Origin of the sequence: Pseudomonas sp. EA_35y_Pfl2_R111, assembly GCF_963970955.1 — a bacterium.
Lineage (GTDB): Bacteria > Pseudomonadota > Gammaproteobacteria > Pseudomonadales > Pseudomonadaceae > Aquipseudomonas.
Genome location: NZ_CAXAOM010000001.1, coordinates 588,821 through 613,499, shown reverse-complemented (window position 1 = coordinate 613,499; position 24,679 = coordinate 588,821). Strand labels below are relative to the sequence as shown.

The window sequence follows — 24,679 nt, the reverse complement described above, 5'->3', positions numbered from 1 at the left end:
GCCCTCAGTGAATCATATGTTTGTCGAGGCCTCGCGAGTGTCTACAGGTAATTTGGATTTCGAGCAGTTCCGGACTTTCCTGGAAAAAGCCTGCGGCATCCTGCTTGGCACCAACAAGCAGTATCTGGTTTCCAGTCGGCTCAACAAGTTGATGGAGCAGAACAGCATCAAGACTCTGGGTGAGTTGGTGCAGCGCATGCAGACCCAGCCGCGCAGTGGGTTGCGTGAGCAGGTGGTCGATGCCATGACGACCAATGAAACCCTGTGGTTTCGCGACACTTATCCCTTTGAAGTGCTGAAAAACCGTGTGCTGCCGGAGATGATCAAGGCAAGCCCTGGTCAGCGCCTGCGCATCTGGTCGGCGGCTTGTTCCTCGGGGCAGGAACCCTATTCACTGTCGATGACCATCGATGAGTTCGAGAAGACCAATATCGGTCAGCTCAAGGGCGGTTTGCAGATTGTTGCCACCGACCTTTCGCCAACCATGTTGATCAACTGCAAGTCCGGTGAGTACGACAGCCTGGCAATGGGCCGCGGTCTTTCTCAGGAGCGTCTGCAGCGCTATTTTGACCCGAAAGGGCCGGGGCGCTGGGTGGTCAAACCGGCGATTCGTAGTCGTATCGAGTTCCGTCCGCTGAACCTGCTGGACAGTTACGCCAGCCTGGGCAAGTTCGATGTGGTGTTCTGCCGTAACGTGCTGATTTACTTCTCAGCCGAGGTGAAAAAGGACATCCTCACGCGCATTCACGCCATGTTGAAACCGGGTGGTTATCTGTTCCTGGGTGCTTCTGAAGCGCTCAATGGTCTGCCTAACCACTACCAGATGGTGCAGTGCAGCCCTGGGATTATCTATAAAGCGAAGTAATAGTCGTAAGTATCAAAAAACGGGAGGCTATTAGCCTCCCGTTTTTTATTGCGGCCTTACAAGTTACTGGCCTGGACCGCTGGCGTAGGAGGCAGGCATTTACTGTAGGTATCCGGCTCAAGGTAGGGCTGCAGAATGGGCGCCATGCCCTTGAGTACCTGCACCGGTAGCGCCGAGGTGAAACGAAAGCTTTCTGCAGCGCGGCCGGGGACGAATGCGGTGAGGGTGCCGTAGTGGCGTGAGCCGAGGTAGAAGACGAAGGTCGCGGTGCGGTTCATCGCTCGCGAGCTGAGCACTCGGCCACCAGCGCCAACGGTTTCGATGCGGTTATCGCCTGTGCCGGTTTTGCCACCGACCTTGAGCGGCTGGCCATCGGCCTGGGTAAAGCTGCCGAGCAAGCGTCGCGCGGTGCCGGTTTCAACCACATCGGCGAGCGCGCTGCGCAGCGCCGCTGCGACCTCAGAGGCCATGACTCGCTTGCCCTCGGTGTGGTCGCGGACTACCAGGGTGTCGTAGGGCGTATCAGCGGCAAAATGCAGGCTGTCGATGCGTGCGGTGGGCTGGCGAATGCCATCGTTCTGGATAATTCCCACCAGCTCGGCCAGCGCTGCCGGGCGGTCGCCGGAACTGCCAATGGCGGTGGCCAATGATGGCACCAGGTGGGCGAAGGGATAGCCGAGGTTTTGCCAGCGCCGATGAATATCGAGGAAGGCTTCCACCTCCAGCATGATACGGATCCGGCTGTCGCGTGCGCTCTTATGGCGGCTGCGGAACAGCCAGCCGTAGACTTTCTGGCGCTCGTCCTGGCTGGCGGCCACAGCATTGCTGAAGGTGGCTTGCGGTTGTTCGATCAGATAACCCAACAGCCACAGCTCAAGCGGGTGTACGCGGGCGATATAGCCCTGGTCCGGCAGGTCGTAGGCACCGGGACCGTAGCGCTTATAGAGCTCGGCGATGCGCTTATCGCTGAGTTTTTCCTGGGGCAGGTACTTGCGCAGGAAGGCGGCGAAACTGGCTTCGTCGGCATGTGGCATCAGGTAGCGGTGCACGGCGGCGAGGCGCACCGAGGTGTGGCGCAGGCCATTGAGAAAGGTATCCAGGCGCTGTTGTTCAGGCTGGCCCTGGTACTTGCGCCAGAAACGCAGCAGGAAAGTAGTGCCTTCGCGGTCGGCGAAATCTTGCAGATAGGCCTGGCGGCGCGGGTCATTGTCGTCCTTGAGCAGTTCGGCGCTGTTGTCCTGGCCCTGATAGGTGCTGTAGCGCACCAGATCACGCATCAGGCGGATGAAGGGCAGATTGAGCGACTCCCGCAGTGCTTCGCGCATGCTGGCGATGCGCTGATTATCCTCGCGGCGGAAGTTGGCGAAGGTGTGGATGCCGCCGCCAGTGAAGAAGCGCTCGCCAGGGTTGGCCGAGTATTTGCGCTCCAGCGCGGCGTCGAGCATGGCCGGCAGGCTCGCGTTGGGGGTGCTCTGCAGGTAACTGATAGCCCAGCGGGTGAGGTTGTCCTGGGCGTTGACCGCGCGTAATTCGCTGGCGCTCCGCCCCGCGTGGCGCTGGTGCAGTTCGGCAATGATTTCCAGATAGGTGGCCAGCACCCTGAGCTTGGCGGTGGAACCCAGTTCCAGCTTGCTGCCTTCATTGATGTCGAACGGCTGGTCGGTGCTGTCGGTCTGCACCCGCACCACGCTGCCGTTACTGGTGCGCTCGAACAGGGTGAAGCTATAGCGCACGTCGGCGGTTTTTTCCGGGGACAGCAAACGTTCGCCAAACAGACCGATCTGCCCGGCAAAGTCCGGGTCGGCTAATTGCTGCAGGTAGTGGCTGGCGGCCTGCTGTAGCTCGTTGTTCAGTGTGCTGGTGGCGCTTAGATCGAGACGGTCCAGATCATATAGCGGCATATTGAGCATGGTTGAAAGCCGCGCCCGCGAGACGCTGATGCCCTTGTTGCTATCTACCGGCTGCAGGTTGGGGTCCAGCGTCCAGTCGCGGTAGGTGAGCTGTTCGCGCAGGGCTGCGTCGCGCAGCGGCGGGTCAATCAGGCCGCCGCCGGCCAGCAGGCGGATATGGCTGTCAGTCAGCTCGGCCAGGTCATTGCGACCCTGGGCCAGGTAATAGGATGGGCGCCGCTGAGCAATCATCAGGGCCAACACCTGGCGTAAGGCCAGGCCGCGCTCTGCCAGGCTCGCATCCGGTGAGCGTGCGGGATCGAGTAGCTGGTTAACTCGTGCGAAGTCCGCGCCGAACCAAATACGCAGGCCATCCGCCAGACCATGTACCTCGCCGTGCCCAGGGGCGGCAGAGAGCGGCACGCTGTTTAGATAGTCGCGCACGATATTTTCCCGCGCAGCCAGCGTCTGTGGGCCACTCTGGTAAGCGCGCACGCTGGCGGAGAGCATCTGCCGCAGTTTTTCGGTGGCCGACAAGGTCAGGCCGTCCGGGGAGTGACGGTATTTCTCTAACTGGGTGGCCAGGGTGCTGCCGCCTGCTGATTGGTCCTGCATATCCAGCAGTTTGCCGACCTGGGAAATGGCCGCCATAACGAAGCGCGGCCAATCCACTGCCGGATTGGCCAGTGGTTGCTCGGGATCGAGCAGCTTGCGGTTTTCGATAAACAGCAGGCTGCCGGCCACCAGCGGCGGGATGGCGTTGAAGCTCGGGTAACGCTGCTGCGGGTAGCGAAACTCATAGAACGGCGTGCCGCTGCAGTCATCGATGCGCAGGCCGCTCTGGATTTTTTCCGGGTAGGGAACAAACAGGCCGCGCTGGGCATAGTCGAGCAGGGCGGGAGAGAACTGCGCCTGTTGCTGCACGATAAAATTGCGCTGGCCAAGGCGCTCTAGCATCAAGGGCAGGTAGGTGTAGCCCTGGCGCTTGTCGAAGGGGCCTTCCTTGGGGTAGATGATCGCCGGGCTGGGGCCCGGTTTGACCCGGTAACTGAGGGTTTGCGCGTAGCGGCTAAGCTCCTGAGCCTGGAAGCGCGAGGTACGTACTTCCTCGATAAGCAGCAGTCCGGCGGCGATGCACGACAGCAGAACGAGCAGCCAGAAGCTGACCTTCAACTTACTGGCGCGCTTGCGCCGGTTGGGTTGCTTGCCGGCTGGCAGGGTAGTGATGTCGAGTTGCCAGGGTGCGCCCATATTCATTTAGCCTGATGTACTCATCCATAAGGTTTGACAGGTTGCTGAATAACTTCAGCGGGCTTGAACACTGAGTCCTCTCAGCTGGCCACTGTCCGCAGTTTAGCCGCTGGTGGGCCAGGTAGGCATGGCGGGACATAGTGGCGAGAGGATTTTTTGCTGATTTTTATGTGCCGGTGCGCGGATTAAGTGATCAGCGGCAACACAGCTGTCCGATAACTGGCGCAGGATTGCCCCTGGCGCTGCGTGCACCTGCAGATTGCTAGAATTTTGCCGTGACGGAACAGGCGACGAGTGAGCTATGCAACGCGATCATCGGGAGCAACTCAACCTCAGTTGGCAGGCGAATGCCGATGCCTGGACGGCCGCGGTGCGCGAGCAGCGCATCGAGAGTCGTCGATTGGTGACGGACGCGGCGATCATCCAGGCGATTCTCGCCTTGGCGCCCAAACGTGTGCTGGATCTGGGCTGCGGCGAAGGCTGGTTGTGCCGTGGGCTGGTCGAGTATGGCATTGAGGCCGTCGGCGTGGATGCCTCCGCCCCTTTGATCGCCGTGGCACAACAGGCGGCTGGCGGCGCATCGCAGTACCGCGTGTGCGGTTATGCCGAGCTGGAAAGCCAGGCCGCGCAGCTAGGGCGTTTCGATACGCTGGTGGGCAATTTCGCCCTGCTGGAAGAACCCCTGGCGCCCACCCTGAATGCCCTGCATGGCTTGCTGGCAGCCGATGGTCGGCTGCTGATCCAGACCCTACATCCCTGGCGCGCCTGCAATGATGCGGGTTATCGCGATGGTTGGCGCGTGGAAACCTTTGCCGGCTTTGGCGAAGGTTTTGCCCAGCCGATGCCCTGGTTTTTCCGCACGCTGGAGTCTTGGCTGGGCCTGTTCAGCGACACTGGCTGGCGCCTGCAATGGCTGCAGGAGCCGCTGCATCCAGAGAGCGAGCAGCCGGTGTCGCTGCTAATGCTGCTCAGCTCAGAGCGCGGCTAGCAGGTCTCTGAAAAGAGGAGGGTGGATGCAACTGCTGCTGAATATCGACGTGCCGGATATCGATACGGCCAGCGCGTTTTATACCCAGGCCTTTGGCCTGCAACTGGGGCGGAGCCTGTTTGCCGGCCAGGTGCGCGAGCTGCTGGGCGCGCCAATGCCCATTTATCTGCTGGCCAAGGCTGCAGGCACCGTGCCCTTCGCGGGCAGTACTGCAGAGCGCAGCTATCAACCGCACTGGACTCCGTTGCACCTCGACCTGCAGGTCGAGGATCTGGATGACGCCCTGGCCCGCGCCCTGGCGGCTGGGGCACGGCAGGAAGGACCGATCCAGAACCAGGCATGGGGGCGTCTGGTCGGCCTGCGCGACCCTTTTGGCCATGGCTGTTGCCTGTTGCAATGGCGAGGCCAGGGTTATGCCGAAGTGGATGATGCCCAGCATGACTGAGGGCATGTATATGCCGCTTCAGTCGACGATAAACAGTCGCGCTCCGCTGGTGGTGGATGAGCGATGCGCTTCGGCCTGATCGGCGACCTGATAGCTCATACCCGCCGTCATCACAAAGCGCCGGCCATCTTCCAGTTCGGTGTGCAGTTCGCCATCCAGGCACAGCAGGATATGGCCCTTCTTACACCAGTGATCGGCCAGGTAGCCGGCGCTGTACTCGACCATGCGCACGCGGATATTGCCGAAAACTTGGGTGCGCCAATAGGCCATGCCGGTTTCGCCGGCGTGTTCGCTGCGCTCGACCTGGCTCCAGTCGGTGACGCCGAAGGGGATATCGCTGATGTTCATGGCATGAATCCTTTAGTGAAACGACTCAGTTACGTTGACGATCTTCGGCATAGCGGCGCAGTACCCACTGGCCAGCCGGGTGAGCGTTCAGTTCGTCGAGAAAGGCCTGGGTTTTGCTGTCATGTCCAGCGATGCCAGCCCATGGCGTGCCTGCTGGTGTGAACAGCGGGGCGAACAGCGCGGCGGCGCTGATATCGGCCAGGGTCAGTTGCTCACCCACCAGATAGCGTGACGGATCGCCGTGGATGCGTGATTCGATCAGCGCCAGGCCTTCGAGCAGCTCGGCCTGAGACTTCGCCACGCGCGGCGGGGTGACGCCATACAGACGTTGCACTCCGTTGATTAGCACCGGCTTCATCAGGTCGCGCAGGCCCAGCAATGGTCGGTAGACCTTGAGCATGGCGTGCATCACCGAGTCCCACTGTTTGATCTGGCCATACAGCCAGCGCCGTACATGCACGCCCAGGCGATCGAACTGTTCTTCCAGCTCCAGTACGTCGGCGCGTTGTGCGGCGTCGCTCGGCAGCAATGGGCGCTGCGGGTAGCGCTGTTCCAGATACAGGGCAATCTGCGTCGAGTCGCCAATCACGCTGTCGCCATCCCTGAGAATTGGCAGGGTGACGATGTCCGCCAGGCGCTTGCTCTTCAATCGGTGCAGGCCGGGGAAGAGGTTGTCGACCTGAAACTCGAGGCCCTTATGGTCCAGGTGCCAACGGGTTTTTTCGCAGTAGTGGGAAATCGGGAACTGATAAAGCGTGCGCATGGTGTGCCCTCGGCAATGATGCGCCGAGTGTACGGGCTGGCGGCCCGACTACCCAGTCGCAGCCTGGAGGCCAGGCTTTCGTTGGGGGGGCTATGCCCAGGCCACTGCTGACCTGGGCATAGAGTTTATGGCGTGCGTTGCAGCTCGGTTTTGCCTGGCGGATTGGCCAGTAGGTGCTCCGGTAGGTCGAACAGGTCGTCGTCGAAGGTCTCCAGCGGCGGCGGGCGACGTTCGAATCGTGAGCCGAGTACCAGCAGGCAAGGCGTCAGCAACAGAGTCAGCACAGTGGCGAAGCTCAGGCCACCGGCAATCGCACTGGAGAGCTGGGTCCACCACTGGGTTGACGGCGCGCCAAAGCCCAGGCTTGGGGTGAGCAGGTCGACGTTGACCCCGATCACCATTGGCACCAGGCCGAGCACTGTAGTTACGGCAGTGAGCAGCACCGGGCGCAAGCGCAAACTGCCGGTTTCCAGTGCCGCTTCACGCGGCTCCAGGCCCTGACGGCGTAGCTGGTTGTAGGTGTCGATCAGGATGATGTTGTTGTTAACCACAATGCCCGCCAGGGCGATCAGGCCCATACCCACCATCACGATGCCGAACGATTGACCGTTGACCAACAGGCCCATCAGCACTCCAGCGGTGGACAGAACGATGGCCGAGAGCACCAGCAGCGATTGGTAGATGCTGTTGAACTGGGTCACCAGGATGATAAACATCAGGAAGATCGCCACCGCAAAGGCGGTTCCAAGAAAGGTCGCGGCTTCACGCTGGTCGGCATCCTCGCCGGCGAACTTCACCTGCACATCGCTGGACACTTCGCCCATAGCCTCGCGCAGGGCTTGCAGGCGTTCGTCCAGGCGCGCGCCTTCGGCTATATCGGCCTGCACGGTGATGGTGCGGTTGCCATCGACCCTGCGCAGGGTGCCGACCTTGGGCGCCTGTTGCAGGGAGACGAAGTTGCTCAGCGGAATCTGCCCGGCCGGGGTGTTCAGCGTCAGCCGGCCGAGTTGGTCGAGGGAGCGCCAGTTGGCCGGTAGGCGCACGCGGATATCCACTTCATCATTGGCGTCTTCTGGGCGGTAGGTGGCCAGTTTCAGGCCATTGGTAACCATCTGCACGGCATTGCCCACGCTCAGCACATCTGCGCCGAAACGGGCGGCCGACTCGCGGTCGACCTTGACCCGCCATTCGATGCCCGGCAGGGCGCGGTCATCCTCGATGTCCTTGAATCCGCCCAGACGCTGCATATTGGCGCGTACCTGCTCGACCCACTGATCAGCCTTGGCCGGGTCCAGCGAGCTGACCTGCAGTTTCACCGGCTTACCACTGCTCGGGCCTTCTTCCTGCTTGCGGAATTCCAGGACGATGCCGGGGATATCCGCAGTGCGCGTGCTCATGTCCGCGAGAATCTTGCCGGCCGAGCGCCGCTCGTGCCATTCAACGAACTGGAACTGCAGGGTGCCGATTACATCCGCACCGAGCTGGCCGTCCGGCTGCGCCAGGGAGCGGGCATACAGCGCCTTGACCTCGCTCATGCCGAGCAGGCGTTGTTCCACCTTTTGCAGCAGAACGTCTTTCTCTTGCACGGATAAATCGCCACGGGCGCGCAGCCAGATTTGCGCGTTTTCCGGTTCGACTTCGGGGAAGAACTCCACTCCATGGTTAAAGCGGCCATAGGCGGTGTAAATCAGCGCGATCACTGCGAGCATGCCCAGCAGGGTCAGGCCGGGGCGTTTCAGCAAGTTGCCCAGCAGGCGCCGATAACCGACGGCGCCACGGCCGGGCTGGGTGGCTTGCGGCAGCGGCTGGCCGCCGGTGACCGCGCCGAGTACCGGCAGAAACACCAGTGCCATGGCCAGCGAGGCCAGTAGGCAGACAATGACCGTGGCCGGCAGGTATTTCATAAACTGGCCGACCACACCGGGCCAGAACAGCAGCGGCAGAAACACCACCAGGGTGGTGGCAGTGGAGGCGATCACCGGCCAGGCCATTCGCGTGGCAGCGTTAGCCCAGGCCTGGCGCGGCGTTTGCCCCTGGTGCAGGTAACGGTCGGCCAGCTCAGACACCACAATGGCGCCATCGACCAACATGCCGGCGACCAGAATCAGGCTGAACAGCACGACTATATTCAGGGTGAATCCGAGCATCCAGATAAGCAAAATACCGGTCAGAAAAGCCCCTGGAATAGTCAAGCCAACCAGCAAGGCCGAGCGCATACCCATGCTCGCCACCACCAGAATCAGCACCAGCACGATGGCGGTTATCACGTTGTTGAGCAGGTCGCTGAGCATGGTTTTTACCTGCTGCGACTGATCCATGATGTAGCTGACCTTGAGGCCTTCGGGCAGCAGCGGCTGAGCCTTGACCATTAGCGCTTTGACCTGCTCGATGGTGTCGATGATGTTGGCGCCGCTGCGTTTGGAAACTTCCAGCACCACGGCCGGCTGGCCATTGATTCGTGCGTAACCGGTAGGGTCCTTGAAGGTGCGGTGAATGGTGGCGACGTCGCCGAAGGTCACCACGCTGTTGCCTACCACCTTGATCGGCATGGACAGCACGTCTTCGAGGTTTTCGATCACCCCGGGCACTTTCATGCTCATGCGCCCGGCACCGGTGTCCAGACTACCGGCGGCGACTAAGCGGTTGTTGCGGCTGATCAGATTGAACAGCTCGTTGTAATCAATGCCGTAGCTGTCGAGTACCTGCGGGTCGACGACGATCTCCAGCAGGTCCTCGCGGTCGCCGCCGATTTCTACCGACAGCACTTCGGCGATGCCTTCGACGTTTTCTTTCAGGCGACGGGCGATATACACCAATTCGGTTTCGGCAATCGGCCCGGACAGGCCAATCGACAGCACTGGAAACAGCGCCACGTTGACTTCATTGACCGTAGGTTCCTCGGCCTCTTCCGGCAGCTTGCTGCGCGCGGTATCGACCTTCTCGCGTACATCGGCCAGGGCCAGCTTGGCATTGAATCCGGCATCGAATTCCAGGGTTACCGAAGCATGGCCTTCGCTGGCCATGGAACGCATTTCCTTGACCCCTTCGAGGCTGCGCAGCTCCTGCTCCAGTGGCCTTACCAGCAGGCGCTCGGCGTCTTCCGGGCTGATGCCTTCGAGGGTTACCGAGACATAGATGATCGGGATGCTGACATCCGGATTGGCTTCCTTGGGGATGGCGAAATACGCCGTCAGCCCGCCGAACATAAGAAACAGCAATAACAATAGGCTGGTGCGGCTGCGATCCAGCGCTGCAGCGATCAGGCCATGCATATCAGCTACCCCCTTTGGCCAGCTGGCTGATGACCTGCTGGCCCGGCTCGACAAAACCCTGGCCGAGGGTGATCAAGGCCACCTTGTTTGGCAGGCCGCTGACCCAGGCTCCCTGATTGTCGACGCTGATCAGTTGCACGGGCGTGAATTCCACCTGTTGCTGCTCGTTCACCCACTTGACGCCATGCCGGCCGGCTTTATCCAGGCTCAGCAGGGCAGGCGACAGGCGATGAGCCAGGGCTTCGCCAGTCTGTACATGCAGGGTGGCGCTGGCACCCGCCAGACGCAGAGCCTGCGGATTGTCGACCTTGACCTCGATACGGAAACTGCGTGAGCCGGGGTCTGCAGCTGCGGCGATAAAGTGCAGCTCACCCTGCAGTTCGCGGCCATCGAGCAGCTCGACGCGCACGCTTTGGCCCAAAGTCAGTTGGGTGACTTCCTGTTGGGCAATCTGCGCGCTGACCTTGAGCTGGCTGATATCCACCAGGGTCAGCAGACCTTGCCCCGGCTGAACGAAATCGCCCAACTCAACCATGCGTTGGTCATACACCCCGGCAAAGGGCGCAGTGATTTGCGTATTGCCCAGCTGAATGCGCGCCAGGTCCAACTCGGCACGGGCCTTGGCCAGCTCGCTCTGCAGGCGGATCAGCTCGTTGGCGGAAACCATGTTGCGTTCACGCAGCCGTTCGGCAGCGCTGGCATCGGCGGCGCGCTGGCGTACATCCGCTTCACCCTTGGCCACCTGGGCCGGGCGGTTGTCCGTGGACAGGCTAAGCAGTAGCTGGCCTTGCTTGACCGGGTTGCCTTTATCCTGATCCAGACGTACCACCGTGCCGCTGATCTGCGAGCGCAGTTCGACCCGGCGCCAGGCTTCGATCTGCCCCTGCACCACATGTTGGCGTTGCATCGGGCTGGCTTCCAGCCATTGCACTTCAACCTTGGCCAGGCCCTGTTTTTCTGTGGGCGCATCGGCCGTGGCGGTTTCCTGAGCCTCGAACAGCGCACCGCTGAACAGCCAGAGCACGAGCAGCAGACTGATGGCGACGGCGATCAACCAGGGGCGTTTGAACAGCTGACTGAACATGGTGGTTACTCGTGGCTATAGGGTTGACCAGGGACTTGCGCAAGCAATTCAGCGGCCTGAGTACGCAGGCCGGCAATGATGAAGTCGGTGACGCGGGCGAAATACTCATCCAGGGCAATCGGTTCGGCCCAGTGGACAAAACCACCGGAGGCGATGCGCGCCATCACCCCGTTGACGCAGGCCTCGACGCCCCACAACAGGTTCTGACAGTCGCGCTGGCTTAGCGCCTGGTTGTTTAAGGCGACGCTGAGCATGTCGCTGAAGAACAGCTGAAATTCGCGCTCCATATCGAGGAACTGCTGACGATATGGGGTTTCCAGGCGCTCTTGAAACTCCGGACGGTCGCAGTGCAAACACAGCTGCGCCTGGATCGGGTTGGCCAGCATTTGTTCGAAGGCGCGGTGGATCACACGGCGCATGGCGTCCTGTGCTGGGCTAGCGGCATGCAGCTCGCGCAGTTCTAGCAAGTTGTCGCGGCTGAGGTCGAGCACCAGGCGCGCATACAGGGCTTCTTTGCTGGGGAAGTGTTTGTACACCGTGCCTTTGCCGATACCGGCGGCAATCGCCACTTCGGCAATGGTTACGCGGTCCCAGGGCTGCTCGGCAAACAGCTGGCGGGCTGCATCGAGGAGGGTTTTCTCGCGTTGTTCAAAGAGTTGGTCTTGGTAGCGCATGGGTATTTATCGAAAGTCGTGACCAGTGGTCATGCTATGACTGTCGGTCACGGTGAGCAAGCCGGCAGATGTAACAGGCTTTGCCGTGGCTCGATCCGACAGGGTTTCAGGGGGTGGTGGGCGAGGTGAACTGCTGCCAGAGTTTTGCGTAACGGCCGCTGTCTTTCAGCTCACGCAGGCCCTGATCGAACAGTTGCTGCAGGCGCTCGCTCTCAGGTAGCTGGCGGGAGAAGATCAGGTGGTAGTCCCAGGTTTCATAGGGTTGCGTGGTGGTCAGGCGGGCTCGCTCCTTGGCGCTGAGCTGGTTGAGTACATGGCTCCCCGAGCCTTTGACGATGTCCACCGCGTCAATGCGCCCGGCGGCCAGCTTGCGCAGGTTGATCAGTTCATCACCGCCTGCCTCGTACTGCACCCAGCCGCGTTGTTCGGCTTGCTCCAGCACCGGCATCTTCGCCGAGCCCAGCGGAATACCGATGCGCAAGCCGTTTAGCTGCTCGGCTCCGGCCAGGCTACCGTCCCAGCTGATGGGATTGTCACGGCGGTAGAACAGCACTACTTCATCGCGATACACCACCGAGGAAAACAGGCAGTCGGCCTCGCGCTCCGGCGTGCGACCCCAGATGGCTGAGGCTTGCCAGCGGCCCCGTTTAACTTCCGCATAGGCGCGTTTCCAGGGGAAGAAGCCGTATTCCACGCTGATACCCTGGGTGGCAAAGGCTTCGTTGATCAGTTGTGGCACCACCCCATAGTGCGGCAGCGCCTTACCGATAAAGGGTGGCCATTCGCCGATGGCGATGCGGATATGTTCCTGGCTCTGTGCGGGCTGGCAAAGGCCGGCACAGAGCAGCAAGACGGTGAGCAAACGACGCATGCAGTGCTCGATATTCAGGTGGCGGTTTATTCAAGCTAAGCACACTCACTCTAGCCGCGCGCCACGCTGACGCCTTCCAGGTTGGCGAAGGAGGTGTCCTTGGCTGTCAGCAGGAAGTCGCGCATAAACGGCGCGTCGAGCATGTCGGTGCGGATACCGGCATGCAGGGTGGCGAACAAGCCCTTGTCGCCCAGGCGCTTGGCGGTCACGTAGCCGCGCGAACTGTATTCATGCAGTGCCCAGTTGGGCAGGCCGCACACCCCGCGCCCGCTGGCCACCAGTTGCATCATCATCACCGTCAGCTCGGACGTGCGTACCTGAGCGGGCTCGACATCAGCGGGTTCGAGAAAACGGGTGAAGATATCCAGGCGATCACGCTCCACCGGGTAAGTGATCAGGGTTTCCGTGGCCAGGTCCTGCGGCTTGATACACGGCTTGCTCGCCAGTGGATGCTGATTGGCAACCGCCAGCATCGCCTCATAGGTAAACAGCGGCACATAGGTGATACCGGCCAGCTCGACGGGATCGCTGGTGACCACCAGGTCCAGATCGCCGCGGGCCAACGCCGGCAGCGGGGCGAAGGAGAAGCCCGATGCCAAGTCCAGCTCCACTTCCGGCCAGGCGTCGCGGAACTGGTCGATGGTCGGCATCAGCCATTGGAAGCAACTGTGGCATTCGATGGCCATATGCAGCCTGCCCGCGGTGCCACCGGCCAGGCGCGCTAGGTCGCGTTCGGCCCCGCGCAGCAGCGGCAACACCGTGTCGGACAGCTGCAACAAGCGCAGACCGGCGCTGGTAAAGCGCACCGGTTTGGTCTTGCGCACAAACAGCTGCATGCCCAGGCGCTCCTCCAGCTCCTTGAACTGATGGGAGAGTGCTGATTGGGTCAGGTGTAGACGCTCGGCAGCATCCACCAGGCTTTCGCTTTCGCGCAGGGCATGCAGAGTTTTCAGGTGACGCAATTCGAGCATGGCGGGCCTCGGTATTTGGCAGGGCGGGATTCCGACGACAAGCAGAACATGAGTGAAACTGTAGATCAAGGCGAATAGATTGAGTTTGTCTCACTTAGACGGGGTGCCGAGAATAGCTGCATCTTATTGATCTGCTGGAGCGTTCTGACATGGCCCTGTCCCATACCCTTGGTTTTCCGCGTATCGGTCGCGACCGTGAACTGAAAAAGGCCCTGGAGGCCTACTGGAAAGATGAACTGGACGAGGCCGGCCTGCAAGCGGTTGGCCGCGAGCTGCGCGCCGCTCACTGGCAACTGCAGAAAGACGCCGGCATCGACTTGCTGCCGGTTGGTGACTTCGCCTGGTACGACCAGGTGCTGACGCATTCGCTGACCTTCGGCGTGATCCCCGAGCGCTTCCGTCCGGCAAATGGCAAGCCGACCCTGGATACCCTGTTTGGCATGGCGCGCGGCGTCAGTAATAGCTGCTGCGGCGGTGCCCATGCCCAGGAAATGACCAAGTGGTTCGATACCAACTACCACTATCTGGTGCCGGAATTCACTGCCGATCAGCAGTTCCGCCTGAGCTGGGAGCAGCTGTTCGATGAAGTAGAAGAAGCACGCGCCCTGGGTCACCGCATCAAGCCGGTGCTGATCGGCCCGCTGACCTATCTGTGGCTGGGCAAAGCCAAGGGCGCCGATTTCGACAAACTCGACCTGCTGGAGTGTTTGCTGCCGGTCTACGGCGAAATTCTCCAGCGCCTGGCCGCTCAGGGGGTGGAGTGGGTGCAGATCGACGAGCCGATTCTGGTGCTGGACCTGCCGCAAGCCTGGAAGAATGCCGTCGAACGTGCCTATAACCTGCTGCAGCGTGAACCGGGCAAGAAGCTGATCGCCACCTATTTTGCCGGCCTGGAAGACAACCTCGGCCTGGCCGCCAGCCTGCCGGTGGACGGCTTGCATATCGACCTGGTGCGTGCCCCTGAGCAGTTCCCGACTATCCTCGACCGCCTGCCGGCCTATAAGGTGCTGTCTCTCGGTGTGGTCAACGGCCGCAACGTTTGGCGTACCGATCTGCAGGCGGTGCTGGAGACGTTGCAACAGGCTCAGGAGCGCTTGGGTGAGCGGTTGTGGGTGGCACCGAGCTGTTCGCTGCTGCACAGCCCGGTCGATCTGAACCGCGAAGACAAGCTGGATGACGAGCTGAAAAGCTGGCTCGCCTTCGCCGTGCAGAAGTGCGAGGAAGTTGCGCTGCTGACCCGCGCTCTGAATGACCCGCGGAACGCCCAGGTGCAAGCGGCAGTGGCGGCCAGCAATGCCGTGCAGGCCAGTCGTGCGCAATCACCGCGTATCCATAAGCAGAACGTGCAGGATCGCCTCGCGACCATTACTGCCGCTGATAGCCAGCGGCAGTCGCCGTTTGCCACGCGCATCGAGCTGCAACGTGCGCGCCTACAGTTGCCGTCGTTCCCGACCACCACCATTGGTTCGTTCCCGCAGACGGCTTCGATCCGCCTGGCGCGTCAGGCGTTCAAAGTCGGCAAACTGTCGGCGGGTGATTATGCAGAGGCCATGCACAGCGAGATTCGCCACGCCGTCCAGGTGCAGGAAAACCTCGGCCTGGATGTGCTGGTGCATGGCGAAGCTGAGCGCAATGACATGGTCGAATACTTCGCCGAGCAGCTCGACGGTTATGCGTTTACCCGTTTTGGCTGGGTACAGAGCTATGGCTCGCGCTGCGTCAAACCAGCGGTGATCTATGGCGACCTGAGCCGGCCCAAGGCCATGACCGTGGCCTGGATCGGTTATGCACAAACCCTCACTAACAAGGTGATGAAGGGCATGCTGACCGGCCCGGTGACCATGCTGATGTGGTCCTTCCCGCGTGACGATATCTCCTGTGAGCAGCAGGCGCGCCAGCTGGCCCTGGCCATTCGTGACGAGGTGGTTGACCTGGAAACGGCCGGGATCAAGATCGTCCAGATCGACGAAGCCGCCTTCCGTGAAGGCCTTCCGCTGCGTCAGGCGCAGTGGCAGGGCTACCTGAGCTGGGCCACCGAGGCGTTCCGTCTGTGCGCCTCCGGCGTGCGCGATGAAACGCAGATCCATACCCATATGTGCTACAGCGAGTTCAACGATGTGATCGACTCCATCGCCGCCATGGATGCTGACGTGATCACCATCGAAACCTCACGTTCGGACATGGAGCTGCTGGAGGCCTTCGAGCGTTTCGATTACCCCAACGACATCGGTCCGGGTGTATACGACATCCACTCGCCACGGGTGCCGGACAGCAGCGATATGGTCAAGTTGCTGCGCAAGGCTGCCCAGCGCATCCCCGTCGAGCGGCTGTGGGTCAACCCGGACTGCGGCCTGAAAACCCGCGCCTGGCCGGAGACCGAGGCAGCGTTGATCAACATGGTGTCTGCCGCACGGCAGCTGCGTACTGAGCTGGCCTGAGCTGCGTTCTGTCGCCGCTAAAGCACCTCCCGCGCGCCTGATCAGGTGTAGCAGGGGAGACCGCTCGTCTCCCTTCATCAAATTGTCATGCTTGTGTGGCAGCGCGCTCGCACAAACATCACCACACTCGCGTCTTAATGGGGTGCTGCGTTCTGCTGCCCTAGGTCTGGGTGATGTTATGCGTGGGTTGATTCTTTTCGCCGCACTGTTGTGCGGCCTGCCGGCTTTTGCGGCGCAGCGTTGTGATGTTCAGGTGCCGATGCACACGGCTGATGTGGGCGAGGTGCGTCTGGCGTACCAGAGCATTGGTCGTGAAAGTGATCCGGCGCTGCTGCTGGTCATGGGCCTCGGTGGACAGCTGATCCACTGGCCAGATGAGGTGGTCACGCGCCTGTGTCAGCAAGGCTTTCGGGTGATCCGCTTCGATAACCGGGATGTCGGCCTGAGCACTTGGGCTGGCAGCGCGCCGGAAATCAATCTGACCTATGAAGCGCTGCGTTATCGGCTTGGCTTGTCGGTGGCTGCGCCCTATGGGCTGCGCGATATGGCGTTGGATGCCCTGGGCCTGTTGGATGCCCTGGCGGTGGATCAGGTGCATGTGCTGGGCGCGAGCATGGGCGGGATGATTGCCCAGCATATGGCCGACCTTGCCCCTGAGCGGGTGCAGAGCCTGACCTTGATCATGACCAGCTCCGGTGCTCAGGGCTTGCCGGCACCAAGCAGCGCGCTGCTGAGCCTGCTGGCCAAGCGTGAAGCGCCCAACCGCGCGATAGCGTTGGAGCAACAAGCTGACCTGCTGGCGGCATTGGGCAGCCCCACGGTCAGCGATGACCGGCAGTTATTGCTGCAACAGGCGCAGATCGCCTACGACCGCGCCTTCAATCCGGAGGGTGTGCAGCGCCAGCTGCTGGCGATCTTGGCTGAGCCGAGCCGGGTCGAGCTGCTTAACCGTCTGCGTGTGCCAACGTTGGTGGTGCATGGCACGGCCGATCCGCTGCTACCGGTGATGCACGGTGTGCATGTAGCGGCGCATATTAAAAACAGCGAATTAAAGCTGATACCTGGCCTGGCACATCGCTTTCAGGAAGCGTTCAAGGAGCCTTTGCTGGCGGCAGTGTTGCCGCACCTGCAGGCCCATCGTGAGGATGGGCAGTGGGCGCGGCTTTAAGGCGCAGAGCTACTTAGCGAGTACCGAGGAAATCACGCTTACCAATTGCCACGCCGTTGTGGCGCAGGATGGCGTAGGCGGTGGTGAGGTGGAAGTAGAAGTTTGGCAGCACGTGATCAAGCAGGAAGGCTTGGCCCTGGAAGTGGGTTTCCTTGTCGCGGCGCTTGAGGGTGATGGTGCGGGCTTCGCTGCCGTCGATCTGTGCGGCGTTCAGGCCTTGCAGAAAACTCAGGGTTTTAGCGATGCGCGCTTGCAGCTCGGCGAAGCTGGTTTCGTCGTCGGCGTGGCTCGGTGCTTCCACTTCAGCTAGCAGCGCAGCGCCAGCCTTGGCGCCGTCGCAGGCGATCTGCACCTGGCGGCTCAGTGGGAACATATCGGGGGCCAGGCGCGCGTTGAGAAACACGCTTTGCTCGATTTTTTTCTCTTCGGCGTGGGCCGCGGCGATGCCGAGGAAGGTCGACAGGTTGTTCAGTTGACGGGTGAAGACAGGGATGGATGCTTGGTACATGGACAGGTACATGGGTATCTCCAGAAGCGCCGAAACCGATTGCCCGGGCGCGATTATGTAGAAGGGCAGTGCACCGCCGCAGGCAGCGGCCTGAGGCAGCAAGCTTAGAACGTGTTTGGGATCTCGCGAGCTAGAGTCCTGCAAGGCAAAAACAGGCGAGGAAGCGGAGTGTACTTTTGTACATGAGCATTCCGAGCCTGTTTTTAACGCCGCAGGGCCGACGCGCAGCAGATCCGAGGCAAGTTCTTAGCCGATGGTGATCGGCGGCAACTTAGTCAGTTCAACAGTCTGTGCTTTACGTGGGGCTAGAATTTCCGCTTCGCCGTCCACCACCAACTCATCGTTCTGGTTGAACACACGAGTGGCCACGCGCACGCGGAATTTCGGGAGTTTTTCGAGAATTTCCAGGCGCACGGTGAGGGTGTCACCGAGTTTTACCGGTGCGGTAAAACGCATGCTCTGGCCGAGATAGATGGTGCCTGGGCCAGGCAGCTCGCAAGCCACGGCGGCGCTGATCAATGCGCCGCTGAACATGCCATGAGCAATACGCTCCTTGAACATGGTAGTGGCGGCGTATTCGGCATCCAGGTGCACCGGGTTATGGTCGCCGGATACCTCGGCAAACAGCTGGATATCGCGTTCGCTGACGGTCTTGCTGTAGCTGGCCGTCTGGCCGACTTCGAGGGCGTCGTAGGGCGTGTTGCTGCTTTGGCTCATGGATGACTCTCTTGGCTCTGTAGATGGCGCTGGCGCGGTTGGCTGAGTGCCTGTTGCAACCAGTCGATGATGTAGGCGGTCACTTCGTCGCGGTTGCTCTCGTTGAGCAGCTCGTGACGCGCGTCCGGGTAGATTTTCACCTGCACATGCGGGTTGCCGGAGGCTTGCAGGGCATTGACCAGGTCTTGCTGACGATGGCCGTCGCTGACCGGGTCACAGGCGCCGCCAATCACCAGCAGCGGTAGGCTGTTGTCGATCTGCGCCAGGCTCTGCAGCGGGGTGATCTGTTGCAGGCCACCGAGCAGGTCGACCCACAGCTGGTTGCTGCAGCGGAAGCCGCAATGCGGGTCGTTGACGTATTTATCGACTTCCAGCGGGTCGCGGCTCAGCCAGTCGAAGGCAGTACGGTTGGGCTTGAAGGCTTTATTGAATGAGCCGAATGAGGCGAATTCGAGCAGGGCGCTGTAAGCCTGCGGGCCTTGCCGCCAGCGCTCGAAGCGCGCCAGCAATTGGCCGATGCGGTACAGCGCCACGGGCTGGTAGTTGGAGCCGGAGAGAATTGCCCCTTGCAGACTGCAGCTGTGCTGCATCAGGTAGGCCTGGCCGATATAGCTGCCCATGCTGTGGCCAAGCAGAAAGATCGGCGTTTGCGGGTGGGTCTGGCGTATATGGTGGTTGAGGTTGGCCAGGTCATTGACCACCAGCTCCCAGCCCTTGCTGTCGGCATAGTGGCCAAGTAGACCATGTTCGGCGGTTTTGCCATGCCCGCGCTGATCATGCGCATACACCTCGAAACCTTGCGCCACCAGCGCTTCGGCCAGGCGTGCATAGCGCCCGCTGTGTTCGGCCATGCCGTGAGCGACCATCAGCAGCGCCTTGGGCGGCTGTTCGGCGTACCAACGATTGACGTAGAGGGGCGCTGCATCGGTGCTGTTGAGCCAGAACGCTTGGTGGAGCATGGCGAATCCCTTAAGCCTGCATAAGCTGCGCATTGTGCACCCCGCGCAGCGCGGCGCAAAGTCCGCGCGGGCTTAAGGGTTATGGTCGCGCAGTATCTGCATATATTCGCCGCTGCTGTGCAGGTCGCGAAGGCCCTGTTCAAACACCTGGCTCCAGTCCGGCTCGCCGGCCCTTTTCGGAGTAAAGCCGACCAGTAGCGGGATGCGCTCCAGCACATTGCCGTGCCAGCTGAGCTTGCCGCGCAGCTGCTCATCGTGGGCGATCAGGTGATTACCGACAATGCGCTCGAGCAGCACCATGTCGAAGCGTCGGGCATTGAGTTTGCGCAGGTTGCTGATGTCGTCCACGGCGTATTCCAGTGTCAGCCCAGCGTCAAGAATATGCTGTGGGTAGCCGTAACCACGCACAATGCCTAGGGTTTTGCCGCGCAGTTCCTGCAGCTGGCTGAATTGCAGCGGATAGTCGTTACGGATAAACAAACCCAGCTCGCTGTAGAACAGCGGGCGCGAGGGCTGCAGGCTTTCTTCTTTGACTTCCTTGGGCCATAGCGCCAGCGCACCCTGGTAGTTGCCTTTGGCCAACTCCACGCGTACCCGCGCCCAAGGTAGAAAATCGATCTGCAGCGGATAGCCGCGCACAGCAAAGGCGCGGCGGGTTAGGGCGACGATGCTGCCGCCATCCGGTAGATGTTCAGAGCTGTAGGGCGGGTATTCCAGGGTGGCCATGCGCAGCTGTGGTTCGGCCTGCGCCGATTGCGCGAAGAGTAATAGCAATGTTGCAGCGAATAGCACGATAGGCATGAACGACCACAAGCTGAAGAGGCAGATTGGTTATAGGCGGCGCGGCAGGATAGTTCCACACGGAGCTGCAAGATTCAGTGCGTCAATGACGCTGCCTGGCTATTTGCCTGTTTGACGTTAGCTGTTAACTTCCAGCCAACTCCGCTAGAGGGTGCTTACAAAATACTGCGCTCGCTCATGCTGCGTTGAGCCCCGCCCGAGACACGGCGTCTCAAAATGCTCGTGTACAATTCGTACACTCCGCTTTTTCGGCTGATCTCGCCTTGCATGGCCATCGCTCGCTACTTTTGTAAGCACCCTCTTGCGCGGATTAGGATCATTTCAGGGCAAGAGGATAAAAATAATGCAGCCTGATTTCTGGAGCGACAAACGCCCGGCCGGCGTACCCAATGACATCGACCTGGGGGCTTATAAGTCGGTGATTGAGGTGTTCGAGCGCTCGTGCAAGAAGTTCGCCGACCGGCCCGCCTTCAGCAACTTGGGCGTGACCCTGACTTATGCCGAGCTGGATCGGCTCTCGGCGGCCTTTGCCGCCTACCTGCAAAAGCACACTGATCTGCAGCCGGGCGAGCGCATCGCCGTGCAGATGCCTAATGTGCTGCAGTACCCGATTGCCGTGTTCGGCGCCATGCGCGCTGGGCTGATTGTGGTCAACACCAACCCGCTGTACACCGCCCGCGAGATGCGCCACCAGTTCAAGGATGCCGGCGTACGCGCGCTGGTGTACCTGAACATGTTCGGCAAGCTGGTGCAGGATGTGCTGCCGGATAGCGAGATCGACTACCTGATCGAAGCCAAGATGGGTGACATGCTGCCAAGCCTGAAAGGCTGGCTGGTCAACACCGTGGTCAAGAAGGTCAAGAAGATGGTCCCTGATTACCACCTGCCGCAGGCGGTGGCGTTCAAGGACGCCCTCAAGCAGGGTCATGGTCATGCACTGAAACCGGTCAAAGTCGGCCAGGAAGACATCGCCGTGCTGCAATACACCGGCGGCACCACGGGCGTGGCCAAGGGCGCGATGCTCACCCACGGCAACCTGGTGGCCAATATGCTGCAGGTCGATGCCTGCCTGTCGCAGCTGGGCAACGATGGCACCCCGCTGATGAAGCAGGGCCAGGAAATCATGATCGCGCCGCTGCCGCTGTACCATATCTATGCCTTCACCGCGAACTGCATGTGCATGATGGTTAACGGCAACCACAACGTGCTGATCACCAACCCGCGTGACATCCCAGGCTTCGTCAAGGAGCTGGGCAAGTGGCAGTTTTCCGCGTTGCTGGGCCTCAATACGCTGTTTGTTGCGCTGATGGATAACCCCGAGTTCCAGAAGCTGGATTTCTCCAAGCTCAAGGTCACCAATTCCGGCGGCACCGCTCTGGTCAAAGCCACCGCTGAGCGTTGGCAGGCGATGACTGGCTGCACCGTGGTTGAAGGCTATGGCCTCACCGAAACCTCACCGGTGGCCAGCACCAATCCCTACGGCGACAAGGCGCGTCTGGGCACTGTGGGCATTCCGGTGCCGGGCACGGCGTTCAAGGTCATCGATGATGATGGCGTCGAGCAGCCGCTGGGCGAGCGTGGCGAGCTGTGCATCAAGGGCCCGCAGGTAATGAAAGGCTACTGGAACCGCGAAGAAGCCACCGCCGAGGTGCTGGACGCCGAGGGTTGGTTCAAGAGTGGTGACGTGGCGGTGATCGACCCGGACGGTTTCGTGCGCATCGTCGATCGCAAGAAGGACATGATCATCGTCTCCGGCTTTAACGTGTACCCCAACGAAATCGAGGATGTGGTCATGGCCCACCCGAAGGTCGCCAGCTGCGCGGCCATCGGTGTGCCGGACGAGAAGTCTGGCGAAGCAGTCAAACTGTTTGTAGTGGCCCGCGACAGCAGCCTAAGCGCCGATGAACTGAAGGCCTACTGCAAGGAAAACTTCACCGGCTACAAGGTGCCCAAGCAGATTGTCTTCCGTGAGTCGCTGCCGATGACGCCGGTTGGCAAGATTCTGCGTCGCGAGCTGCGCGATATCGCCTGATTTTTGAGAATCGGACCGTTTCAGCGCATTCCGCAGGCCACCTGCGGTTGCGCTGAACCTCTTTCGTTCTAGCGCAACGCCTGTAGCTCGCCTGTTTCAGCGAAATTATAGAAGTGACCAAGTGCTTGTGGTTGGTCACTTTTGTGACCGCTGCGGCGCTTATTGGTGCTGGTCGCTGTTTGGCAAAGCTGCTACTCTCGGGCGGCTTTTTTGTGATCCATCATCCATGGCGACCACACCTTTTGGGGCCGGCGCTGTGCGACGTCCAAAATTGCTCCCGGCAATTTCTTTGCCGTTCAAATCGCAGAAAACACGCAAATCTACAATAAACAACCGTCTACGCGCGGTGAAGATCAAGCTGTTGCTGAGGAGTGGGCTTCCATGACCGAAAACTTTTGGAAGGATAAGTATCCCGTTGGGATTGCTGCCGAAATCAATCCTGACCAGTACCCGAACATCCAGGCGGTACTGAAAGAGTCCTGCCAACGCTTCGCCGACAAGCCAGCTTTCAGCAATATGGGTAAAACCATTACCTATGGTGAGCTGTACGAGTTGTCCGGCATTTTTGCCGCCTACTTGCAGCAGAACACCGACCTGCAACCCGGCGACCGTATCGCCGTGCAACTGCCCAACGTGCTGCAGTATCCGGTTGTAGTCTTCGGTGCCCTGCGTGCCGGCCTGGTGGTAGTCAACACCAACCCGCTGTACACCGCCCGGGAAATGGAACACCAGTTCAACGATTCCGGCGCCAAGGCTCTGGTCAGCTTGGCCAACATGGCCCATTTGGCTGAACAGGTTCTGCCGAAAACCGGGATCAAGACGGTCATCATCACCGAAGTCGGTGACATGCTCTCGCCGCTCAAGCGCCTGCTGGTCAATACCGTGGTCAAGCATGTGAAGAAGATGGTGCCGGCCTACAACCTGCCGCACGCCATCAAATTCACCGCCGCCATGGGCAAAGGCCGTGGCCAGGCACCCAAGGATGCAGCGCCGAGCAATAGCGATATCGCCGTGCTGCAATACACCGGCGGCACCACTGGCGTGGCCAAGGGCGCGATGCTCACCCACCGCAACCTGATCGCCAACATGCTCCAGGTCAAGGCGCTGATGGGCTCGGAAATGAGCGAAGGCAGCGAAGTGCTGATCGCGCCATTGCCGCTGTACCACATCTACGCCTTCACCTTCCATTGCATGGCAATGATGCTGATTGGTGGGCACAACGTGCTGATCACCAACCCGCGTGATCTGCCAGCCATGACCAAAGACTTGGCCAAATACAAGTTCACCGGTTTTGTCGGCCTCAACACCCTGTTCGTTGCCCTGTGCAACAACGAGGACTTCCGCAAGCTGGACTTCTCCACCCTGAAGGCCACCTTCTCCGGTGGTATGGCGCTGCAACTGGCGACCGCCGAGCGTTGGAAGCAGGTGACCGGTTGCTCGATCTGCGAAGGCTTCGGTATGACCGAAACCAGCCCGGTGGCCTCGGTCAACCCGTTCAGCAATATCCAGATTGGCACCATCGGTATTCCGGTTCCATCGACAGTATGCAAGGTAATCGACGACGAAGGTGTCGAGCAGCCACTGGGTTCGATTGGCGAGCTGTGCGTCAAAGGTCCGCAGGTGATGAAGGGCTATTGGCAGCGCCAGGAAGCCACCGACGAAATCCTCGACGCCGAAGGCTGGTTGAAGACCGGCGACATCGCGGTGATCCAGGAAGACGGTTACATGCGCATCGTCGACCGCAAGAAGGACATGATTCTGGTGTCCGGCTTCAACGTCTACCCGAACGAGCTGGAAGACGTGCTCGCCACGCTGCCGGGCGTGCTGCAGTGCGCAGCCATTGGTGTGCCGGATGAGAAGTCGGGCGAAGCGATCAAGATCTTTGTGGTGGTCAAGCCGGGTGAAACCCTGACCAAAGAGCAGGTTATGGAGCACATGCGCGCCAACGTCACCGGCTACAAGGTGCCCAAGGCTGTCGAGTTCCGCGACGTACTGCCGACTACCAACGTTGGCAAGATCCTGCGCCGCGAACTGCGTGACGAAGAGCTGAAGAAACTGGGCAAGAAGTAAACGCCCGTTTAAACAAAACCCCGCCTAGGCGGGGTTTTTTGTGCTCGTCTATAAACCGGTCGTTGAAAACGTAGCGAGCGATGGCTAGGCAAGGCGGAAGTAGCCGAAAAAGCGGAGTGTACGTCTGTACATGAGCATTTTGAGGCTGCTTCCGACGCTGAATAGCCGAGTGCAGTAGTTTTCAGCGGTCGGTTAAGCGGTGCGCCAGGTGATTTCTTCTACCCCGTCGGCGCTGATACGCATCCAGCGGTCGGCTTGCTCGTCACTTTCTTCTTCCTGCCAGCCGCCGGGGGCGCAACGCACTTCAACATTCAGTGCGGCGAAGGCGGCCTGGGCGCAGGCCAGGTCGTCGGCCCAGGGTGTGGCGTCGCTTTCCAGAAACAGGCTGTTCCACTTGCCGACGGCTTTTGGCAGCCAGGTAACGGGCACGTCGCCAGCCATGCATTTGTAGGTCTGGCCTTTCTGCTGCCAGGGCGTGCAGTTACCTAGTGCGCTGTTCAGCCACTCGCCAATGGCGGTGTGGTCGGCGTCTTTCAGGTAAATCTCGATATCCGGTTGGCGCATG

General features: G+C 60.7%; 20 protein-coding genes. 7 read left to right on the top strand and 13 right to left on the bottom strand.

The window, feature by feature from the left end:
• Positions 1-37 precede the first annotated feature (37 nt).
• Positions 38-865, top strand: a complete 828-nt coding sequence (cheR, locus tag AACY25_RS03085) for a protein-glutamate O-methyltransferase CheR (RefSeq protein ID WP_167354419.1) — start codon at positions 38-40, stop codon at positions 863-865.
• A gap of 56 nt (positions 866-921) precedes the next feature.
• Here cheR and AACY25_RS03080 read toward each other — a convergent pair whose 3' ends face one another.
• Positions 922-4,005 (bottom strand): transglycosylase domain-containing protein, encoded by a 3,084-nt coding sequence (locus AACY25_RS03080; protein WP_339523808.1) that lies wholly within the window; start codon positions 4,003-4,005, stop codon positions 922-924.
• A gap of 301 nt (positions 4,006-4,306) precedes the next feature.
• Here AACY25_RS03080 and AACY25_RS03075 point away from each other — a divergent pair, with 301 nt between their 5' ends.
• Entirely contained in the window at positions 4,307-4,993 is a 687-nt protein-coding gene (locus tag AACY25_RS03075; RefSeq protein ID WP_339522440.1) for a class I SAM-dependent methyltransferase, read from the top strand.
• Positions 4,994-5,018: 25 nt separating this feature from the next.
• The gene (locus tag AACY25_RS03070; protein WP_339522439.1) at positions 5,019-5,438 is read left to right on the top strand and encodes a VOC family protein; all 420 of its coding nucleotides are present in this window, start codon (positions 5,019-5,021) and stop codon (positions 5,436-5,438) included.
• Between the two features lie 18 nt (positions 5,439-5,456).
• On the opposite strand, the gene AACY25_RS03065 is transcribed toward AACY25_RS03070, so the two are convergent.
• The 7 genes from AACY25_RS03065 to metR form a co-directional block, all read right to left on the bottom strand.
• A complete protein-coding gene (locus AACY25_RS03065) occupies positions 5,457-5,786 on the bottom strand; it encodes a DHCW motif cupin fold protein (protein ID WP_339522438.1) in 330 nt (109 codons plus the stop codon).
• 25 nt (positions 5,787-5,811) lie between these two features.
• Positions 5,812-6,549, bottom strand: a complete 738-nt coding sequence (locus tag AACY25_RS03060) for a glutathione S-transferase family protein (protein WP_339522437.1) — start codon at positions 6,547-6,549, stop codon at positions 5,812-5,814.
• Positions 6,550-6,674: 125 nt separating this feature from the next.
• The gene (locus AACY25_RS03055; protein WP_339522436.1) at positions 6,675-9,821 is read right to left on the bottom strand and encodes an efflux RND transporter permease subunit; all 3,147 of its coding nucleotides are present in this window, start codon (positions 9,819-9,821) and stop codon (positions 6,675-6,677) included.
• A 1-nt stretch (position 9,822) separates the two neighbouring features.
• On the bottom strand, positions 9,823-10,905 hold the full coding sequence (locus tag AACY25_RS03050) for an efflux RND transporter periplasmic adaptor subunit (RefSeq protein ID WP_339522435.1): 1,083 nt from the start codon (positions 10,903-10,905) through the stop codon (positions 9,823-9,825).
• 5 nt (positions 10,906-10,910) lie between these two features.
• Positions 10,911-11,579, bottom strand: a complete 669-nt coding sequence (locus AACY25_RS03045; protein ID WP_339522434.1) for a TetR/AcrR family transcriptional regulator — start codon at positions 11,577-11,579, stop codon at positions 10,911-10,913.
• Between the two features lie 106 nt (positions 11,580-11,685).
• Positions 11,686-12,450, bottom strand: coding sequence for a substrate-binding periplasmic protein (locus AACY25_RS03040; protein WP_339522433.1), 765 nt, complete (start codon positions 12,448-12,450; stop codon positions 11,686-11,688).
• 50 nt (positions 12,451-12,500) lie between these two features.
• Entirely contained in the window at positions 12,501-13,421 is a 921-nt protein-coding gene (gene metR / locus AACY25_RS03035) for a transcriptional regulator MetR (RefSeq protein ID WP_339522432.1), read from the bottom strand.
• Between the two features lie 149 nt (positions 13,422-13,570).
• Between metR and metE the strand changes: the two genes are divergently transcribed.
• Both metE and AACY25_RS03025 read left to right on the top strand, forming a co-directional pair.
• Positions 13,571-15,859 carry a 5-methyltetrahydropteroyltriglutamate--homocysteine S-methyltransferase gene (gene metE / locus AACY25_RS03030; protein ID WP_339522430.1) on the top strand — a complete coding sequence of 763 codons (2,289 nt, stop codon included), beginning with the start codon at positions 13,571-13,573 and terminating at the stop codon, positions 15,857-15,859.
• Between the two features lie 178 nt (positions 15,860-16,037).
• Positions 16,038-17,027, top strand: a complete 990-nt coding sequence (locus AACY25_RS03025; protein WP_339522429.1) for an alpha/beta fold hydrolase — start codon at positions 16,038-16,040, stop codon at positions 17,025-17,027.
• 13 nt (positions 17,028-17,040) lie between these two features.
• Here the strand turns inward: AACY25_RS03025 and AACY25_RS03020 are convergent, their stop codons facing one another.
• From AACY25_RS03020 to AACY25_RS03005, 4 genes are all read right to left on the bottom strand, one after another.
• Positions 17,041-17,547 carry a DUF1993 domain-containing protein gene (locus tag AACY25_RS03020; protein WP_339522428.1) on the bottom strand — a complete coding sequence of 169 codons (507 nt, stop codon included), beginning with the start codon at positions 17,545-17,547 and terminating at the stop codon, positions 17,041-17,043.
• Positions 17,548-17,781: 234 nt separating this feature from the next.
• Positions 17,782-18,252: a MaoC family dehydratase gene (locus tag AACY25_RS03015; protein WP_339522426.1), complete on the bottom strand. Its 471-nt coding sequence runs from the start codon at positions 18,250-18,252 to the stop codon at positions 17,782-17,784.
• The gene (locus AACY25_RS03010; RefSeq protein ID WP_339522425.1) at positions 18,249-19,211 is read right to left on the bottom strand and encodes an alpha/beta hydrolase; all 963 of its coding nucleotides are present in this window, start codon (positions 19,209-19,211) and stop codon (positions 18,249-18,251) included. Before AACY25_RS03010 ends, AACY25_RS03015 begins: the two co-directional genes overlap by 4 nt.
• A gap of 72 nt (positions 19,212-19,283) precedes the next feature.
• Complete coding sequence (locus tag AACY25_RS03005; RefSeq protein ID WP_339522424.1) at positions 19,284-20,012, bottom strand: substrate-binding periplasmic protein; 729 nt, start codon at positions 20,010-20,012, stop codon at positions 19,284-19,286.
• A 343-nt stretch (positions 20,013-20,355) separates the two neighbouring features.
• Here AACY25_RS03005 and fadD2 point away from each other — a divergent pair, with 343 nt between their 5' ends.
• The gene (fadD2, locus tag AACY25_RS03000) at positions 20,356-22,044 is read left to right on the top strand and encodes a long-chain-fatty-acid--CoA ligase FadD2 (RefSeq protein ID WP_339522422.1); all 1,689 of its coding nucleotides are present in this window, start codon (positions 20,356-20,358) and stop codon (positions 22,042-22,044) included.
• 381 nt (positions 22,045-22,425) lie between these two features.
• Positions 22,426-24,114, top strand: coding sequence for a long-chain-fatty-acid--CoA ligase FadD1 (fadD1, locus tag AACY25_RS02995; protein WP_339522421.1), 1,689 nt, complete (start codon positions 22,426-22,428; stop codon positions 24,112-24,114).
• A gap of 192 nt (positions 24,115-24,306) precedes the next feature.
• On the opposite strand, the gene AACY25_RS02990 is transcribed toward fadD1, so the two are convergent.
• Positions 24,307-24,678: a hypothetical protein gene (locus tag AACY25_RS02990; RefSeq protein WP_339523806.1), complete on the bottom strand. Its 372-nt coding sequence runs from the start codon at positions 24,676-24,678 to the stop codon at positions 24,307-24,309.
• Between the last annotated feature and the right edge of the window lies 1 nt (position 24,679).

Excerpts from the sequence above, each read along its gene's own strand:
- AACY25_RS03005 (WP_339522424.1), bottom strand. The coding sequence starts at position 20,012 with ATGCCTATCGTGCTATTCGCTGCAACATTGCTATTACTCTTCGCGCAA.
- AACY25_RS03050 (WP_339522435.1), bottom strand. The coding sequence starts at position 10,905 with ATGTTCAGTCAGCTGTTCAAACGCCCCTGGTTGATCGCCGTCGCCATC.
- AACY25_RS03015 (WP_339522426.1), bottom strand. The coding sequence starts at position 18,252 with ATGAGCCAAAGCAGCAACACGCCCTACGACGCCCTCGAAGTCGGCCAG.
- AACY25_RS03025 (WP_339522429.1), top strand. The coding sequence starts at position 16,038 with ATGCGTGGGTTGATTCTTTTCGCCGCACTGTTGTGCGGCCTGCCGGCT.
- AACY25_RS02990 (WP_339523806.1), bottom strand. The coding sequence starts at position 24,678 with ATGCGCCAACCGGATATCGAGATTTACCTGAAAGACGCCGACCACACC.
- AACY25_RS03080 (WP_339523808.1), bottom strand. The coding sequence starts at position 4,005 with ATGGGCGCACCCTGGCAACTCGACATCACTACCCTGCCAGCCGGCAAG.
- AACY25_RS03075 (WP_339522440.1), top strand. The coding sequence starts at position 4,307 with ATGCAACGCGATCATCGGGAGCAACTCAACCTCAGTTGGCAGGCGAAT.
- AACY25_RS03040 (WP_339522433.1), bottom strand. The coding sequence starts at position 12,450 with ATGCGTCGTTTGCTCACCGTCTTGCTGCTCTGTGCCGGCCTTTGCCAG.
- AACY25_RS03045 (WP_339522434.1), bottom strand. The coding sequence starts at position 11,579 with ATGCGCTACCAAGACCAACTCTTTGAACAACGCGAGAAAACCCTCCTC.
- fadD1 (WP_339522421.1), top strand. The coding sequence starts at position 22,426 with ATGACCGAAAACTTTTGGAAGGATAAGTATCCCGTTGGGATTGCTGCC.
- metR (WP_339522432.1), bottom strand. The coding sequence starts at position 13,421 with ATGCTCGAATTGCGTCACCTGAAAACTCTGCATGCCCTGCGCGAAAGC.
- AACY25_RS03060 (WP_339522437.1), bottom strand. The coding sequence starts at position 6,549 with ATGCGCACGCTTTATCAGTTCCCGATTTCCCACTACTGCGAAAAAACC.
- AACY25_RS03070 (WP_339522439.1), top strand. The coding sequence starts at position 5,019 with ATGCAACTGCTGCTGAATATCGACGTGCCGGATATCGATACGGCCAGC.
- AACY25_RS03010 (WP_339522425.1), bottom strand. The coding sequence starts at position 19,211 with ATGCTCCACCAAGCGTTCTGGCTCAACAGCACCGATGCAGCGCCCCTC.
- AACY25_RS03020 (WP_339522428.1), bottom strand. The coding sequence starts at position 17,547 with ATGTACCTGTCCATGTACCAAGCATCCATCCCTGTCTTCACCCGTCAA.
- AACY25_RS03055 (WP_339522436.1), bottom strand. The coding sequence starts at position 9,821 with ATGCATGGCCTGATCGCTGCAGCGCTGGATCGCAGCCGCACCAGCCTA.
- metE (WP_339522430.1), top strand. The coding sequence starts at position 13,571 with ATGGCCCTGTCCCATACCCTTGGTTTTCCGCGTATCGGTCGCGACCGT.
- AACY25_RS03065 (WP_339522438.1), bottom strand. The coding sequence starts at position 5,786 with ATGAACATCAGCGATATCCCCTTCGGCGTCACCGACTGGAGCCAGGTC.
- fadD2 (WP_339522422.1), top strand. The coding sequence starts at position 20,356 with ATGCAGCCTGATTTCTGGAGCGACAAACGCCCGGCCGGCGTACCCAAT.